Annotated in this window: 16 protein-coding genes; 11 read left to right on the forward strand and 5 right to left on the reverse strand. The window is 61.8% G+C overall.

Annotated features, from left to right (window positions below):
- Positions 1-306: 306 nt before the first annotated feature.
- The 5 genes from fumC to EKH55_RS08250 all read left to right on the forward strand — a co-directional run bounded on the left by fumC (position 307) and on the right by EKH55_RS08250 (position 6,893).
- Positions 307-1,728: a class II fumarate hydratase gene (fumC, locus tag EKH55_RS08230; protein ID WP_106407824.1), complete on the forward strand. Its 1,422-nt coding sequence runs from the start codon at positions 307-309 to the stop codon at positions 1,726-1,728.
- A gap of 195 nt (positions 1,729-1,923) precedes the next feature.
- Positions 1,924-2,994: a GGDEF domain-containing protein gene (locus tag EKH55_RS08235; protein WP_069458444.1), complete on the forward strand. Its 1,071-nt coding sequence runs from the start codon at positions 1,924-1,926 to the stop codon at positions 2,992-2,994.
- A gap of 314 nt (positions 2,995-3,308) precedes the next feature.
- A complete protein-coding gene (gene ampC / locus EKH55_RS08240; RefSeq protein ID WP_151611315.1) occupies positions 3,309-4,487 on the forward strand; it encodes a class C beta-lactamase in 1,179 nt (392 codons plus the stop codon).
- Between the two features lie 103 nt (positions 4,488-4,590).
- Positions 4,591-5,901, forward strand: a complete 1,311-nt coding sequence (locus EKH55_RS08245) for a PQQ-dependent sugar dehydrogenase (RefSeq protein ID WP_069458442.1) — start codon at positions 4,591-4,593, stop codon at positions 5,899-5,901.
- 224 nt (positions 5,902-6,125) lie between these two features.
- On the forward strand, positions 6,126-6,893 hold the full coding sequence (locus EKH55_RS08250) for a universal stress protein (protein WP_069458441.1): 768 nt from the start codon (positions 6,126-6,128) through the stop codon (positions 6,891-6,893).
- Positions 6,894-7,010: 117 nt separating this feature from the next.
- Here the strand turns inward: EKH55_RS08250 and EKH55_RS08260 are convergent, their stop codons facing one another.
- Complete coding sequence (locus EKH55_RS08260) at positions 7,011-7,778, reverse strand: SDR family oxidoreductase (protein ID WP_069458440.1); 768 nt, start codon at positions 7,776-7,778, stop codon at positions 7,011-7,013.
- A gap of 11 nt (positions 7,779-7,789) precedes the next feature.
- Positions 7,790-8,989: a mandelate racemase/muconate lactonizing enzyme family protein gene (locus EKH55_RS08265; protein WP_151611316.1), complete on the reverse strand. Its 1,200-nt coding sequence runs from the start codon at positions 8,987-8,989 to the stop codon at positions 7,790-7,792.
- Positions 8,990-9,128: 139 nt separating this feature from the next.
- Here EKH55_RS08265 and EKH55_RS08270 point away from each other — a divergent pair, with 139 nt between their 5' ends.
- The 4 genes from EKH55_RS08270 to EKH55_RS08290 all read left to right on the forward strand — a co-directional run bounded on the left by EKH55_RS08270 (position 9,129) and on the right by EKH55_RS08290 (position 13,194).
- Positions 9,129-9,956 (forward strand): GntR family transcriptional regulator, encoded by an 828-nt coding sequence (locus EKH55_RS08270; RefSeq protein ID WP_246231792.1) that lies wholly within the window; start codon positions 9,129-9,131, stop codon positions 9,954-9,956.
- Between the two features lie 41 nt (positions 9,957-9,997).
- Positions 9,998-11,017 (forward strand): TRAP transporter substrate-binding protein, encoded by a 1,020-nt coding sequence (locus tag EKH55_RS08275; RefSeq protein ID WP_069458438.1) that lies wholly within the window; start codon positions 9,998-10,000, stop codon positions 11,015-11,017.
- Positions 11,018-11,283: 266 nt separating this feature from the next.
- Positions 11,284-11,862 (forward strand): TRAP transporter small permease subunit, encoded by a 579-nt coding sequence (locus tag EKH55_RS08285; protein WP_151611317.1) that lies wholly within the window; start codon positions 11,284-11,286, stop codon positions 11,860-11,862.
- 3 nt (positions 11,863-11,865) lie between these two features.
- Entirely contained in the window at positions 11,866-13,194 is a 1,329-nt protein-coding gene (locus tag EKH55_RS08290; protein WP_192803757.1) for a TRAP transporter large permease, read from the forward strand.
- Between the two features lie 53 nt (positions 13,195-13,247).
- On the opposite strand, the gene EKH55_RS08295 is transcribed toward EKH55_RS08290, so the two are convergent.
- Positions 13,248-13,856: a pyridoxamine 5'-phosphate oxidase family protein gene (locus tag EKH55_RS08295; protein ID WP_151611318.1), complete on the reverse strand. Its 609-nt coding sequence runs from the start codon at positions 13,854-13,856 to the stop codon at positions 13,248-13,250.
- Between the two features lie 82 nt (positions 13,857-13,938).
- Positions 13,939-14,856 carry an alpha/beta fold hydrolase gene (locus EKH55_RS08300; RefSeq protein WP_069458436.1) on the reverse strand — a complete coding sequence of 306 codons (918 nt, stop codon included), beginning with the start codon at positions 14,854-14,856 and terminating at the stop codon, positions 13,939-13,941.
- Between the two features lie 45 nt (positions 14,857-14,901).
- Here EKH55_RS08300 and EKH55_RS08305 point away from each other — a divergent pair, with 45 nt between their 5' ends.
- The gene (locus EKH55_RS08305) at positions 14,902-15,396 is read left to right on the forward strand and encodes a MarR family winged helix-turn-helix transcriptional regulator (protein ID WP_151611319.1); all 495 of its coding nucleotides are present in this window, start codon (positions 14,902-14,904) and stop codon (positions 15,394-15,396) included.
- A gap of 10 nt (positions 15,397-15,406) precedes the next feature.
- Here the strand turns inward: EKH55_RS08305 and EKH55_RS08310 are convergent, their stop codons facing one another.
- The gene (locus tag EKH55_RS08310; RefSeq protein ID WP_069458617.1) at positions 15,407-15,781 is read right to left on the reverse strand and encodes a gamma-butyrobetaine hydroxylase family protein; all 375 of its coding nucleotides are present in this window, start codon (positions 15,779-15,781) and stop codon (positions 15,407-15,409) included.
- 212 nt (positions 15,782-15,993) lie between these two features.
- Here EKH55_RS08310 and moaA point away from each other — a divergent pair, with 212 nt between their 5' ends.
- Positions 15,994-17,043, forward strand: a complete 1,050-nt coding sequence (gene moaA, locus EKH55_RS08320; protein ID WP_151611320.1) for a GTP 3',8-cyclase MoaA — start codon at positions 15,994-15,996, stop codon at positions 17,041-17,043.
- Positions 17,044-17,161: the final 118 nt, after the last annotated feature.

Here is a 17,161-nt window from a genome sequence, read left to right on the forward strand (position 1 = left end):
GAAAGGACACAGGAGCGGTTGCGCAGAAGCGGGACTGCGCGGCGGCACGAGGCGAACCCTCGGAGCCGATGCCGCATCGCAGCAATTCAAACGATTGTAGGACTTTGCGAGCCCATGCCGGCCCTTTACAAGCCGCCGATGCCGGGGCAGAGAAATGCCCGGCATATAGCGGCGCGCGTCCTACCGGACGCAGCATGTCGCCGTAGCAGTTTGAATTGCTGCATGTCTTCTCCTGGATCGGCTCCGGCTCAGGTGGCGTGCAGCGCGGGAGGACCACCGGCTCAGACCGGATTCTCGCCCGGCTTGATGAACCGCAGGACGAAGGCAGGTATCACAATGACATCCATGCGCACGGAAACAGATACGTTCGGCCCCATCGAAGTGGCGAGCGACCGCTACTGGGGCGCCCAGGCCCAGCGCTCGCTCGGCAACTTCAAGATCGGTTGGGAAAAGCAGCCGCTTTCCGTCGTCCGGGCGCTCGGCATCGTCAAGCAGGCGGCGGCGCGTGCCAACATGGCGCTCGGCCGGCTCGACCCGACGGTCGGCGCTGCCATCGTCGAGGCGGCGCAGGAGGTGGTCGACGGGAAGCTCAACGATCACTTCCCGCTCGTCGTCTGGCAGACCGGCTCGGGCACCCAATCCAACATGAACGCCAACGAGGTAATCTCGAACCGGGCCATCGAGCTGCTCGGCGGCGTCATGGGCTCGAAGAAGCCGGTGCATCCGAACGACCACGTCAATATGAGCCAGTCTTCGAACGACACCTATCCGACGGCCATGCACATCGCGTGCGCCGAGCGCGTGATCCATGACCTGCTGCCGGCTCTCAAGCACCTGCACAAGGCGCTCGAAGAGAAGGTCAAGGCCTTCGGCCATATCATCAAGATCGGCCGCACGCATACGCAGGACGCGACGCCGCTGACCCTCGGCCAGGAATTCTCCGGCTATGCGGCCCAGGTCGCCTCCTCGATCAAGCGGATCGAAATGACGTTGCCGGGCCTTTGCGAACTCGCCCAGGGCGGTACCGCCGTCGGCACCGGCCTCAATGCTCCGGTGGGCTTCGCCGAGAAAGTGGCCGAAGAGATTGCCGCAATCACCGGCATCGCCTTCACCTCCGCGCCGAACAAGTTCGAGGCGCTGGCCGCGCATGATTCGATGGTCTTCAGCCACGGCGCGATCAATGCGACCGCCGCCGCGCTCTTCAAGATCGCCAACGACATCCGCTTTCTCGGCTCCGGCCCCCGCTCCGGCCTCGGCGAACTGGCGCTGCCGGAAAACGAGCCCGGCTCGTCGATCATGCCGGGCAAGGTCAACCCGACCCAGTGCGAGGCGCTGACGCAGGTCTGCGCCCAGGTGTTCGGCAACCACGCCGCCCTTACCTTCGCAGGCAGCCAGGGCCATTTCGAGCTCAACGTCTACAATCCGATGATGGCCTATAACTTCCTGCAGTCGGTGCAACTGCTCGCCGACGCCGCCATCTCCTTCACCGACAATTGCGTCGTCGGGATCGAAGCGCGCGAGGACAACATTAAGGCGGCCCTCGACCGCTCACTGATGCTGGTCACCGCCCTGGCGCCTAAGATCGGTTACGACAACGCCGCCAAGATCGCCAAGACGGCACATAAGAACGGTACGACGCTGCGCGAGGAGGCCGTAGGCGGCGGCTATGTCACGAATGAGGAATTCGATGAGATCGTCCGTCCCGAAACGATGATCGGCCCCGCCTGAAAGGATGAATGGACCGCGGCGCTGCAGGCGCCGCGGCTTCTCCGGCCTGCTCACCCCATGCCGGGCAAAACCGTTGAGCTTCTGAAATTGTTCAATTTGTATTTGTGCGAACAAGCAATTGTTAAGACTCCGACAATCTTTTGCCCCTAAAAAATAATGATCAATTAGAGCCTATTATTTTAGGGGGCATGCAAGATGCATACGGCAACCTCAAACAGGACGCCGACGCCCGATATTGCCGCGCAGATCTCCCACGCCATGCGCATGATGGGGGTAGCGCCGATACCGCGCAATTACGAGCTATATTACGAGGCTTATCTCGGCTCGGACCCGCAGCTTTCCAAGGAACTCGCAGCACTCGGAAGCCGCGCGACGCAGGAGGAACTCGACGCGATCGGAGCCCGGCACTTCAGCCACATCCACCACTCGCGCGGCATCGAGCGCGCCCACAGCACGATGGTGGCCAAGCTTTCCGAGCTTCTCAACCTCCTCAAGGACGAGCAATACGCGCTCGAGAGCTACAACAAGGTTCTCGATGAAGCCTATCTCAACATGACGAACAAAAGCGCGGCGAGCGTCGACATCCTGCGTCACGCGATCGGCATCCTCAGCGAGGCGACCGCGGACACCATGAACCAGGGAAAGGAGCGCGTGCAGAGTGTCGTCCAGAAATCGGTGGAGATGGAGGCGATCCGCCAGGAGCTCGACGAATACAAGCGCATCGCCAACACCGATTCACTGACGCGGCTCGCCAATCGGCGCGCCTTCGACGAAAACCTCGCCGCGATTTACAACAGCGAGCACCTGCGCAACTTCACCGGCCTGCTGCTCGCCGACATCGACCATTTCAAGAAAATAAACGACAGTTTCGGCCATCCCGTCGGCGACAAGATCCTTGCGACCGTGGCAAACGTCATCCGCGCCAACCTCCGCCGGGAAGCCTTCGTCGCTCGCACGGGCGGCGAGGAATTCGCGATCATCCTGCGCGACAGCACCCAGGAAGAATGCCTCCAGGCAGCGGACCGGATCCGCACCGTTCTCTCGAGCGCGCCCTTCAAGAACACCAAGACCGGCGTCAGTTACGGCGCCGTCACCCTCTCCGTCGGAGTCTGCATGGCGACCGCCGCCGACGATCCGGTCGAGCTCTATAACAAGGCCGACATCGCCCTCTACGCCGCGAAGAATGCCGGCCGCAACCGCACGGTGCTCTTTGAGGAAGGCATGCGCAAGGACGCCGGCCGCAACTGGCTGATCTATCGACGGTAGCCCTTCAAGCCCAATGGCGGGCTCGGCAAGCAATTCCGCGGACGCGACCCAACCTCGGCCCCATTGCGGCGAATCGACCAATGACCTGCTTCGAACGGCTCTGTAGAGGGCTGCCGAAGCACGGCGAACGCCCGCGCCGCTTCCAACCGAAGCCGGAATCCCCTGGAACACCGTGCATCTTCGCAGACACGCAAAGATCGTGTTAGCCTTTGAACTGCTACACGTATTTGTCCTTGAATCGAGGGCGATCGACATCGACATGCGGTAGGATTCTGCGACTGCAATCCTGACGTGCGTGAGGAGACATATCCCCCATGATTGACTTTTCCCTTGGGAAACTCGCAATCCTGACCGCCGCTGCGCTACTCATCGGCGTGAGCGCCCACTCGGCCGATGGTGATGCAAAGGAGGCGCTCAAAAGCGCCGTCGACGAAGCGATCCGGCCCATCATGGCAGAACACAAAGTTCCGGGCATGGCCGTGGCGATCACCGCCGAGGGCGGGCGGTATGTCTTCAACTACGGGGTTGCCTCCAAGGAAAGCGGGCAATTGGTCACCGACGACACGCTTTTCGAAATAGGCTCGATCAGCAAGACCTTTACCGCGACTCTCGCGGCCTATGCGCAGGAAAGCGGAAGCCTCTCCCTCTCCGACCATGCCAGCCAATACCTGCCGGAGCTTGCCGGAAGCAGCTTCGACGAGATCAGCCTTGTCGATCTCGGCACCTATACGGCCGGCGGGCTGCCGTTGCAGTTTCCGAATACCGTCACGGATGACAACGTGATCGCCTATTTCAAAAACTGGCGCCCTGAATATGCCCCCGGCACTTACCGCCGCTATTCGAACCCGAGCATTGGCCTCTTCGGTCATCTGGCGGCAAAAAGCATGGGCAGTTCCTTCGTGGACCTCATCGAAGGGGAACTCGTGCCGATGCTCGGCCTCTCGCACACCTATATCCGGGTTGCCGAAGACAGGATGGCGGACTACGCGCACGGCTATTCGAAGGACGACAGACCCGTTCGCGTGACTCCCGGCGTCCTGGATGCGCAGGCCTATGGCATCAAGACGACCGCAGCCGACCTGCTCCGGTTCATCGAAGCCAACATCGACGGTTCGAAGCTGGATGAAAGGCTGCAACGGGCGATCACCGCTACGCACGTCGGATATTACCGGGTCGGCGAGATTGTTCAGGGGCTCGGATGGGAGATGTATCCCTACCCGACGGAATTGGAGCAGCTGCTTGCCGGCAATTCGCGCAAGATGGCCTTCGAACCCAACAAGGCAGCGAAGCTCGCTCCGCCGCTGCCGCCGCGCGGCGACAGCCTGATAAACAAGACGGGATCGACGAACGGATTCGGCGCCTATGCCGCTTTCGTGCCCGCAAGGGAAATCGGCATCGTGATCCTGGCGAACCGAAACTATCCCATCCCGGCGCGTGTGAAGGCCGCATACCGGATCCTCAAGGCGCTGGACGGAGCAAAGCCGCTGCGTTGACAATTGGTGGAGCGACGGGCAAGCATCGCCACACCACGTGCGAAGATCACCCGCAGCCGCTCAGGGTAGCGTGCGCATCGGGTCAAATAAGTCAGGAGGACTCATGGGCCTGTCAGACATTTTCGGTCGACTGGTTGCGCTGATCGGGGCCGTTGTAATCCTTTGGCGACGCCAGGACGGTGATGCACTGGATCCGGCCTATGGCAGCGCCCCGAAAATCCCGACGGCCAAGCCGCAGGGCATTCCGACCCTCAAGATGCCGACAGCCAGGGGATGGTCCCCGAAACAAACGCCGACTGCAGCGGCCGGGCTCAAGGTAAACGCATTCGCCGCCGGGCTTAAACATCCCCGTTGGATTCACGTGTTGCCGAACGGCGACGTACTGGTCGCTGAGGCATTGAGCGAGCCGGGGGGCATCAGCTCGGTCTTCGACTACGCCATGTTCAGCACGATGAAGCGCGCCGCCGCAGTGGGCGCAAGTCCAAACCGTATCACGCTGTTGCGCGATGCGGACGGCGACGGCGTGGCCGAAATACGTGAGGTATTCCTCGACGGTCTCAATCAGCCGTTCGGCATGGCCTTGCTGGGCGATACGCTGTATGTCGGCAACACGGACGGGGTGGTCGCATTCCCGTATAGGACGGGCGACACGCGGATCACCGCGCCAGGGCGACGGCTGACGGATTTCAAGGCCGGCGGGCATTGGACGCGAAGCCTGCTTGCCAGTCGCGATGGACGAAAGCTTTTCATCGGCGTCGGCTCGCTCAGCAATATAGGCGAGCACGGCATGGCGGCGGAGGAAGGGCGCGCCGCCATCCACGAGCTCGACCTCGAGAGTGCTGAGCGCCGCATATTTGCCGCCGGCCTGCGCAACCCGGTGGGCATGGCGTGGGAGCCAACGACCGGTGCCCTCTGGACCGTGGTGAATGAGCGCGATGGCTTAGGCGACGAGACCCCTCCCGACTATCTGACATCCGTGCGCGACGGCGGCTTCTATGGGTGGCCCTATTGCTACTGGGGGCAGACCGTGGACGACCGCGTGCCCCAGGACCCGGCGCTGGTCGCTGCCGCCATAGCACCGGACTATGCCTTGGGCGGACACACGGCGTCGCTCGGCCTCTGCTGGCTTCCCGCAGGCACCCTGCCTGGCTTTACGGACGGTATGGTCATCGGGCAGCACGGTTCCTGGAATCGCAGCACGTTGAGTGGCTACAAGGTTGTTTTCGTGCCATTCGTGAATGGACGCCCGGCCGGGCTGCCGCGCGACATTCTGACCGGTTTCCTTTCGCCCGACGAGCGGGCGTCCTATGGACGGCCGGTCGGAGTGGCCATCGGCCCGGACGGCTCCCTGTTGGTGGCAGACGATGTCGGCGACGTGATCTGGCGCGTGACGGGCGAGGCGGCGCGCGGCTGAACACGCGGCGGTGCAGCCGTGACGATAGAAAGGCATCGACCAATGATGGCCGGATCGAGGAACCGTCCGGGTGCGCCCACACCGTCCGCCCCGCGGGCGAAGCCTTCATCGCCGTGACGCCGCCGGCGGCGGTTGCGAGGAGCCTTGACAACGGCATGTAAGTGGAACCTTCCACCGCTCTTCAGCGTTGAATCTCGGCGGCGCCTGTTGGAGGGGAGAAGATCATGTCCTTTCGAGATATCGTCGTGTATCTGGATGCAGGTCGACACACCGCCAACCGGGTCCGTACGGCGGCCGATCTTGCCACGAGACACCATGCCAGGCTCGTCGGCGTCGACATCAGCACGACGACGGCTCTTGAAGAAGCGCTCGCCGTGCAACGGGAATTCGTGAGGGCGCTGCAGGGAACGACTATCGATTTCGAGTATCGAAAAGCCTCGCCGGAGGCGCGGACTGCGGAGGAGCTCTATTCTCATTGCGCGGACCTCCTGGTCGCCACGCAATCGAATCCCGACGATCGCCATCTCTCCAATCCGGCGGTACCGGAGGACGTTCTTCTGAGTGCCGGGGTCCCGATGCTGGTGCTTCCCGCCGGCTGGACAGCCGAGAATCCAATCGGGAACAACGTTGTCGTCGCCTGGAATTTCAGCCGCGAGGCAACGCGCGCCGTCCACGACGCCCTGCCGATCCTGAGCCAGGCGCAGAAGGTCTATCTCTTCATCTACGCTCCCAACTACAGCGAGGAGAACGAGGACGTCCAGGACATCAAGGCGCACCTTGAACGTCACGGAGCTAGGGTCACCCTGGCCGGTTGGCGCGACCGCGGCGAAACGGATATGGCCAGCGCCCTGTTCGCGGGCCTCGATCGGGAAGATGCGGACCTTATCGTATGCGGGGCCTACGGCCACTCACCCCTTTCCGAAGCCATCTTTGGTGGTGCTACCAAGACCCTGTTGGGCAACGTCTCCATGCCAGTGTTGATGTCCCACTGACTACAGCGCCGCGCGTCTTATTAGACGCGCAAAGGTCGCTGTAGCACTTTGAACTGCTGCATGTCTTTGTCCTTTAATCGAGGTCGATTAAAGGAGACATGCAGTAGCGGCAGCCGCTTAAAGCACGGACAGCATGCCGCCGTCGACGTAGATGATTTGGCCGTTGACATAGTCGGATGCCGATGAGGCAAGGAAAACCGCCGTGCCGACGAGTTCTTGCGGCTCGCCCCACCGGCCGGCCGGCGTGCGGCTCTTCACCCAGGCGTCGAACTGCGGATCGTTGACGAGCGCCTCGTTCATGTCGGTCAGCATGTAGCCGGGCCCGATGGCATTTGCCTGAATGCCGAACTTGGCCCATTCTGCGGCCATCCCCTTCGTCAGCAGCTTCACTCCGCCCTTCGCGGCGGTATAGGGAATGACCGTGGCGCGCGCGACTTCGCTGGTCAGTGAGCCGATGTTGATGATCTTGCCGCGGCCACGGGGAATCATCCGACGCGCCGCCTCGCGGCCGACGAGGAAGGCGCTGGTCAGATTGGTGTCGATGACGCGCTGCCAATCGGCAAGGGAAAGCTCGACAAGCGGCTGCCGGTGCTGAATGCCCGCATTATTGACGAGGATGTCGACCTCCAGGCCTTCGTCGTCGAGGCGTTCGAAGGCGTTCCTCACGGCGGACTCACTTGTCACGTCGAATACCGCCTCCAGTACCTGATGACCCGCATTCCGCATTTCTTCCGCGACAATCGCCACGGCCTTTTCGTTTCGACCGTTGAGAACGACCCTGGCACCGGCGTCGCAGAGACCCTGCGCGATGGCGCGACCGAGCCCGCGGGACGATCCGGTCACCAAAGCCGTACGGCCCGTAAGGTCGAAGAGTTTTCTGGTCATCAGTATCTCCCTCAAAGCTCCGAGCGGCGGCAGATCAGATCCGGACGCAGATAGACCTCAGGCAGCAGATCCGTGCCGAGGCCCGGCCCTTGCATCGGCAAGACATAACCGTCCTTGATCGTCGGCACGACCGTCACGAGTTCCTTGTACCAACCGGTATAGAAAGCCCGGACCGACTCCTGGATCAGTGTGTTCGGCTGGCTGAAGGAGGCGTGGATTGCCGCTGCAAAACCGACGGGGCCGGTGCAATCATGCGGCGCGAAGGGGCGATGATAAGTATCGGCAAGAGAAGCGATCTTGCGCCCCTCGGTCAGGCCGCCCGTCCAGCAGAGATCGACCATCACCACGTGGGCGGCGTTCCGCTCCAACATGTCCTTATAGGGGAAGCGCGAACCAAGCGTCTCGCTCGCACAGACCCAGACATCCGTTGCCGCCGCATATTCGGCCAGCGCCTGCGGCGAGTTCATGCGGATCGGATCTTCGTACCAGGTGGGGGAATAGGGCTCCAGTGCCCGGGCGATCTTCTTCGCTGTGGGAAGATTCCACAACGAATGGAACTCCACCATGATTTCCATCTTGTCGCCGACGGTCTTGCGGATCTTCTCGAAGGGCTCGATCGCCTTCTTCATTTGCTCCGCCGTGATGAAGAGGCCGCGGTTTTCTTGCGCCGGCGGATCGAACGGCCAGATCTTCATGGCCGAAATGCCGCTTTCAAGCAGATTTTCGGCAAGCGCACCGGCATCGGTCATGAAGCCGGCCAAATCTTCATAAGGTCCCTCGCCGGCGCCAATGTTCCAGGTGTCCACCGGGCGGATATTGTGGCTGCGGACATAACCGTAACCGGCGCAGGTGTTGTAGACGCGCAGCCTGTCCGCGGCCAATCCGCCGAGCATCTGGTGTACCGGCTGACCGCATACCTTGCCGAAGAGATCCCAGAGCGCGATGTCGATCGCAGAAGCGGCGCGATATTCGACGCCTGTCGACGCCTGCGCCATCGGGAGGTCGGTCATGACCCGATTGAGCGCCTCGATGCGCAACGGGTCCTGGCCGAGTAGGCGGCCTGCCAAGGTATCGTGAATATGAACCTCGACGGCCCCGGCGCCGTAGAAGGTCTCGCCAAGGCCGATCGTGCCCTCATCCGTGTGAACGCGAACCCAGAGAACGTTCGAAAACTCTTCCGTTCTCAGCGTTTCCAGTGCGGTGATCCTCATGCGTTCCTCCCTTGGCAGCCTGAAACCCCGCTCCGGCCATCCGGCCTGGCTCTGCCGCGGGCCGGCGGGTCGGGAATTGACATACTATGATATTCTGTGAAATATCACTTCCGATCGCAATACGTTTTCGGAGCGCATTTTGCAAGGGAGACCGCTCAAGGAGAGAGGCAAAGCCGCCAAACCCTCGGCCATTTCCGAGGCTGAAAACGCTTGGCCGCTCGAGCATGGGCGCGATCTGACGGCGCTCGCCTACGAGCGGATAGAGGCGCTGTTCGTTTCCATGCGCATTGTGCCGGGCGCCGAAATCCGCACGCAGGACCTTCAGGCAATGGTTGGTATCGGCCGCACGCCGGTGCACCAGGCCGTGCGCAGGCTCGCAGCCGAAACGCTTCTGGAAATTCGTCCGCGGAACGGCCTTCGCGTCGCGCCGATCGACCTTTCGCGGGAAAAGCGCCTCGCGGAACTCAGGCGCGATCTCGACCGCTTCGTCACCGCGGCCGCCATTCGCAATATGACCTCCAACGATCGGGCCGCCCTTCATCACCTGAAGAGGAAGCTCGAAGCCGAGGGGCCGGCGATGACGGTCGACAGTTTCAATTTCATCGACAAATCGTTCGACGACCTCCTGATCCGAGCGTCGGGTGAGCGATTTCTTGAACGTGTACTGAGCCCGCTCCACGCCATCGGCCGGCGCAACGGCTACCTGCATCTGACCCATATAAGTGGACCCGATGGCCTCTCGCGCACTGTCGAGCGCCATGTCGCCATCATGGAAGCCGTGCTTGCGGGCAATGCGGAGAGGGCCTGCCAGGCATCGGACGAACTGATCCAGTTCGGCATTTCCATGCTCGTCGAGCTCGAGGAACAGATCGATCCGGCCCTGCTGGACATCCGTTTCTCCACCACCCACAGCGTTGCCGGCCCATTCGCGCCGGCCAGTGACGGGAGTTCTGCGCCGCCCGATTAGAACGCGATACCCACAACGGATCATCCAAGGGAGGAAAGATCATGAGACGTTTTCTGTTCAATACCGCAGCCACGTTCGTGGCGGTGCTCGGCCTGGCCGGCGCGGCCGGCGCACAGGAGTATTCGTTCCGGTTCCAATCATCGGACCCGGCCGGCAACCCCAATTTCGAATACCAGAAGGGCTGGACAGACCTGGTTGCGGAGCGCTCGGGAGGCAAGGTGAAAATCGAGCTTCTGCCAGTCGGCTCGGTCGTCGAATACAATGAAACTCTCGACGCCGTGGCAGGCGGCATTCTCGATGGACAGATCTGCGATTCCTCCTATTGGGCCGGCAAGGACCCGGCCTTCGGCCTGATTTCGAATCCCGTTGGCGCCTGGTCGGACCCGTCGCAGATGATCGATTTCGTCGAAAACGGCGGCGGCAAGGAAATCATGCAAGAACTGCTCGGCTCCTACGGCCTCCACTTCATCGGCGTCTCGACCCCGGGCCTCGAGGCGTTCGTCTCCCGCGTGCCGCTTGACGGCGTCGACGACCTCAAAGGGGTCAAGGTGCGCTCGCCCGAGGGCCCAATTGCGAACGTCTTCGCCGCGGCCGGCGCGGCCCCCGTCAACCTGCCTGCCTCCGAGGTTTACACATCGATCGACAAAGGCGTGGTGGACGCGGCCGACTATTCCGTGTTTTCCGTCAACCAGCAGCAGGGCTTGAACAAGGCGGCGCCGCACCCGGTCTATCCCGGCTTTCACTCCTTGCCGCTCGTCGAAGTATCGATGAACAAGGCGAAATGGGACGAATTGCCCGACGACATCAAGAAGATGCTCGAGGAAACGGTCAAGGAATTCCAGCAAACCCAGATCGAGGGGTTGAAAAAGGCTGATCAGGCCGCACTTGAGGAAGCGAAGGCCGATGGATCCATAACCGTGCACGACTGGTCGGCCGAGGAGCGTGCAAAGTTCCGCAAGATCGCTGTTGCGGAGTGGGAGCGCTTGGCCAAGACTTCGCCGATGGCGCAGAAAGTCTTTGATACCCTAACCGCCTACCTCAAAGAAAAAGGCCTGTTGTAACAGGCTCTGGGCGGCCCACCGGCTGGGCCGCCTTACCTTGATATTGGCTAGAGCGGGATGCGCTCACATACGTTCGCGCCACCGATCTATCTGTTTGTTTTGCCGCATTTGTCCGACGTCAGGTGATTCCACGTGACCGCAAAATGCTCTACAGCGCCGCGCGTCTTATTAGACGCGCAAAGGTCGCTGTAGCACTTTGAATTTCTGCATGTCTTTGTCCTTTAATCGAGGTCGATTAAAGGAGACATGCAGTAGGGAGAGAAGCGATGGCCGATCATTCTCGCACGAGAGAAGAGATAGATTTGGCGGCGACAAGCGAGGGCATCGCCGCCCCGGCTCCCGAAGCCGGCCTTATGGGGCGGATCGTGGACAAGGTCGCATACGTCTTCGCAGCCGGCATCGTCGCAGCCGCACTCATCCTGCTGATGGAGGTTTTTCTGCGCTATGTGCTCAACAGCCCCACCATCTGGGCGCATGAGACGACGGTCTTCCTTTGCGGATCCGCCTTCGTATTCGGAGGACTTTACTGCACCTGCCGGAACAGCCATATTCGCGTGGTCTTGATCTACGACCACTTGTCTCCAAAAGCGAGACGGATCGCGGATATCGTGATCTCGCTGGTTTGTGCAATTGCGAGCGGCTTTTTCGCCTACGCCGCCTACCACATGGTGACGCGCGCGGTCGTTACCCCGGCCGGCGAAATACGCCTCGAAACGACGGGAAGCGCGTGGAGCGCACCGACCCCTGCCCTGATCAAGATCTTCATCTTCGTCACGATGGTCTTGCTGGTCCTGCAATTCTTGATCCTGGCTTTCAACTATGCCCGCAGCGACCGGAGAGATTAGCCCATGACAGACTTCCTGGATGTCGGCTTCAACCTGCAGGCGCTTGGGATTGGTTGGGGCACGACGGTGATGTTCGTGCTGATGGTGGGCTTGCTGTTGACCGGCATGCCGCTGGCCTTTGTGACGCTGCTCGTCGCGCTCATTTTCGCCCTCGGCTGGTTCGGCCCGATGTCGATCCCGCTGATCACCAGCCGCGTATACTCCTTCGTCATGAACTTCGTGTTCGTCTCCGTGCCGATGTTCGTGCTGATGGCGGCGATCCTCGATCGCTCCGGTATCGCGCGCGATCTGTTCGACGCAATGAAGCTTTTCGCCGGCCGCATCCGTGGCGGTGTCGCCGTACAGACGATTTTCGTCTCGGTCATTCTCGCCGCCATGAGCGGCATCATCGGCGGGGAGATCGTTCTGCTCGGCCTCATCGCCCTACCGCAGATGCTGCGCCTCGGCTATGACCGAAGCCTGGCGATCGGCGTCGTCTGTGCCGGTGGGGCGCTCGGAACGATGATCCCGCCGTCGATCGTCCTGATTATCTACGGCCTGACCGCCAATGTCTCGATCGGAGAGCTGTTCACGGCTGCGTTCATCCCCGGCTTCATGCTGGCCATGTTCTATGTCGTCTACATCCTGGCCCGCGCCTATTTCACGCCTCATGTGGCGCCGCCAGCGGACGCTGCGCCGATCCCAACTGCCGAAAAGATCCGACTCCTCAAGGGATTGGCCTTGCCGATCCTCGTGGTTTTCATCGTGCTCGGTTCGATCTATGGGGGCATCGCCTCGGTAACCGAAGCCTCCGCCATCGGTGTCGGCGGCGTGGTGCTGTCGACAATCCTGCGCGGTGAGTTCTCCTACGCCCTGCTGCGCGACGCGGCGATGCAGACACTGGCGACCGTCGGCATGATCGTCTGGATCGGCATTGGTGCGACAGCGATCGTCGGTGTCTACAACCTGATGGGTGGCGTCAACTTCGTGTCCGGTCTCATCACAGGCATTTCCGACAATCCGACGGTCATCATTCTTTTCATGATGCTCATTCTCTTCGTCCTGGGCGCCTTCCTCGACTGGGTCGGCATCGCTCTGCTCACGATGCCGATCTTCGTGCCGATCATCAAATCTCTCGGCATGGATCCGGTCTGGTTCGGCGTGCTCTTCTGCATGAACATGCAGGTTTCTTTCCTTTCCCCGCCATTCGGCCCCGCCGCGTTTTACCTCAAGTCGGTTGCCCCGCCCGGCATCACGCTCGGCGTCATTTTCAAATCGCTGCTGCCGTTCATCATGCTTCAGATTCTTGCGATTGCGGTGCTCATAGCTTTTCCAGGGATAACGGGACGATAAGCCCTACAGCGTCGATTACCATGTGCTGGTCTTGGCTCCTCTCGGTCCATCCACTACCACATCGTCTTCGCCGCACGGACGGCCCATTCGCGATCATAGCTATCCTTGTCGAAATCGGCTTTTGCCGCCTTCAGAAGGGCGCCGGGCGTCGGTAGCGACTTCGGATCGGCGAAGCGTTCAGGATTCCACAGCTGCGAGCGCAGCAGCGCCCGGGCGCATTGGAAATAGACCTCGCCGATCGTCACCACGACGACGCTGCGCGGGTGCTTGCCGTCGACTTCGAAAGATTTCGTCAGGTCGGGGTCGACACTCACGACAGCCGTGCCGTTGATCCGCATGGTCGTGTTCGAACCCGGAACGAGAAACAGCAGCGCCACCCGCGGATCGCGGACGATATTTTCAAGGGAATCGACGCGGTTATTGCCGCGCCAGTCGGGGATCAGCACGGTCCGGTCGTCTGCGACACGGACGACGGATCGATCGTCACCGCGCGGCGAGCAGTCGAGCCCTTCCGGCCCAACGGTCGCCAATGCGGCGAAAGGCGACGCCTCGATCATCTGACGGTATTCGGCGGTGAGTGCCGACGTCACCTTGACGATCGATGCCTCGCTTGATTCGCCATAGAGCGCCCTCAACTCCTCGACTGTCCCGACAATCGTCATGTCTCCCTCCGCGGTTCGTCCGTGCCGATTGAGCCCGGCATTCGCGTGACGTTACGCGGCATAGCATGACGAAGCGATGACGTCAGGCGATCAGACCGAAGCGCACTTGGTTTTCATCATAGTCGAGAAATGCCGTCACCCTTTCGATCACCGGCTGCGCCGACACAATGCGGCGGTGGCCGAGTCCGTTGGCCCAATGCAGGTCGATATTCGGGCCGGCATCGCCATAACGGCGAGCGTGATAGGCGGGCACCTCCTTGTCGTCCTCCGCGTGAATGACCAGCGTCGGTATACCTAGCGCGCCGAGGATCCTGGCACCATCGAACCCGTCGATGCGGCGCCCGGAGAACCGCTCGATCATGCCTTCGAAGACCGCCTGTGCGGCCGGTGCAAGGCCGAGCATCCGGCCGAAGCCTTGGACGAGCCAATTCATTTCGCTCGGCGCGCCGATCAGCACCAGCTTCGCAGGGACACGTGGCGGCACGTCGCAGACCACCGCTCCCGCCGCGCAGGCAAGCGTGGCCCCACCGAAGGAATGGCCAATGGCAGCGTCGAAGCCATCGAAATGACGCCAGGCCGCATCGACCGCCCTCACCGCCTGGACCACAGTCAACGAGCGGCCGGGCGAGGCGCCGTGTCCCGGCCAATCAAGGGCTACCACTTCCGAACCGGCGGCAAGCAGACCCTCGGTCATCCTGGCGAGATAGTCGCTGCGCGATCCCCATCCATGCACGAGCAGCACGCGAGGCCCTCGTCCGCCCTCCGGACGCTCGAAATGTCGCGCGACGACCCAGCCACCCGCGATCGACAGAGTGACGCTCCGCGACCGAGCCATGACCGGCGACGCGACCCTCAAAAGCGCCTTCTCCTTGCCGTTTCTGGGCTTGCGGCCCGGTGTGCGGCAGAATATCCGGAAAGCGATTTGACCCGCTTTTTCCGGTGAGACCGCGGCAACGGTCTTCAGCCAGAGGCGGATGACCTTCGTCGCAAAGGATGCCATAGTGAAGCCCTCAAAACGTTCAATATTGAACATAATTGTACAACGATGAACAAAAAGCAAGCGACTGCCGAACACCCTCACTTTCCCTGGGATCACCCGCGCTTTCGCAGCTGGATCGCCGTGGCGCGGGCGTGCCAATTGATGCAGCAGACGCTGACGCGCCGCCTGTCCCATCTCGATATCAAGCCGCCGCATCTCGACATCCTGGTGAACCTCTATCGCTTCGACGGCATCAGCCAGCAAGAACTCGCCCGCAAGCTGCTGGTCGGCCGCTCCAACATGAGCATGCTGCTTCCGCAACTGGAGAAACGGGGCCTCATCGAACGACGCGGCGATGCCAGGGACAAGCGCGTGTTGCGGCTGTCCATTACGCCAGTGGGACGGGTACTGACGGAAGAGGCGATGGAGATCCAGACGGCGCTGATCGACGATTCGCACCGGGGGGCCCCGATCGAGGACTGCATCAGGATCGCAGAATCGATGGAACGAATGATTGCCATCCTGCTTGAGGAGAACGGCATCGATGATAGGAACCGATAGGAGGGCCTGATCAGCGCGGCTTTTCGGACCGGTCGCGCGACATGCCCTTGTCCGCAAGCTCCTGCTCGTAAGCTTGGAACAGGACGTCGCCCTTCTCGCCCAACTCACGCAGGTAGGACCAGGTGTAAATGCCGGTGTCGTGGAAATCGTCGAAGCCGATCCGCACCGCATAGTTTCCCGTCGGCTGGACCGAAAGGATCTGCACATTGCGCTTGCCGGGCACAGTCACGCGCTGGCCGGGCCCATGCCCCTGCACTTCGGCCGAGGGCGAAAGCACGCGCAGCAGTTCGGCCGAAAGATCGAAGGAGGCACCATCGTCGAAGGTCACCACCAACCGATGGCGATCCTTCGATATGCGCAATTCGGTCGGCCAGTGGTCGCTCATCGCCATTACTCCCCGCTCGTCCTCTGCTAGAAAAGCTCTCTGGCGCCGCAGGCGCGCAAAGATCGCCGTGGCGCTGTGCAGTAGTAAAGCAGAATTGAACGGGCGGAAATCTCTCGGGGATTGCTTTCCGTGAGTTTGAAACAATTTGACGCAGCAGCCGCCTTGACGCGCACCCTATTGCTCACGACATTGAGGGTTCCGGGAGAAATGGATTGAACACGGCCAGAATAGACAGCGAAAGCGCGCAACCGATCGATGACGTGACCGCCCCGATGGTCGACCCTTTCGGCCGTGCGATCACCTATCTGCGGGTGTCCGTCACCGACCGCTGCGACTTCCGCTGCACATACTGTATGGCGGAACATATGACGTTCCTGCCGAAAAAGGACCTCTTGACGCTCGAGGAACTTCACCGGCTCTGTTCCGCCTTCATCGCCAAGGGCGTGCGCAAGCTGCGGCTGACCGGCGGCGAACCGCTGGTACGCAAGAACATCATGTTCCTCGTTCGGGAACTCGGTAAAGAGATCGAGGCCGGCCGGCTCGACGAATTGACGCTGACCACGAACGGCTCGCAACTCTCGAGATATGCAGCCGAACTCGCCGATTGCGGCGTCCGCCGCATCAATGTCTCGCTCGACACCCGCGATGCCGACAAATTCCGGCAGATCACCCGTTGGGGAGAGCTGGCGAAAGTGATGGAAGGCATCGATGCCGCCCAGACCGCAGGCCTCAAGGTCAAGGTCAATGCGGTGGCACTCAAGGGCTTCAACGACGCCGAGATCCCGGACCTGATGCGCTGGGCGCACGGGCGCGGCATGGACCTGACGCTGATCGAGACCATGCCGATGGGCGAGATCGACGAGGACCGCACCGATCACTACCTGCCGCTTTCCGAAATGCGCGAGCGTCTCGAGACGCAATTCACGTTACGGGATGTGCCCTACCGTACCGGCGGTCCCGCCCGTTACGTCGAGGTGGAGGAGACCGGCGGCCGGCTCGGCCTGATCACGCCCCTCACCCACAATTTCTGCGAAAGCTGCAACCGCGTCCGTCTCACCTGCACCGGCACGCTCTATATGTGCCTCGGCCAGAACGACGCCGCGGACCTGCGCGCCGCGCTGCGCGCCACCAATGACGACGCCTACCTGTCGAAAGTCATCGACGAGGCGATCGGCCGCAAACCCAAGGGCCACGATTTCATCATCGACCGCGAACACAACCGCCCCGCCGTGGCGCGGCATATGAGTGTGACTGGCGGGTGACGTTTGGTTGGCCCTCATCCGGCTGCCGCCACCTTCTCCCCGCAGGCGGGGAGAAGGGCCTCGCGGGGTCGCCTTCCCCTCCAACCACAGGTGGTGCCGACGCGGAGGAAAGCGTCCC

This window comes from Sinorhizobium alkalisoli (assembly GCF_008932245.1).
Taxonomy (GTDB): Bacteria; Pseudomonadota; Alphaproteobacteria; order Rhizobiales; family Rhizobiaceae; genus Sinorhizobium; species Sinorhizobium alkalisoli.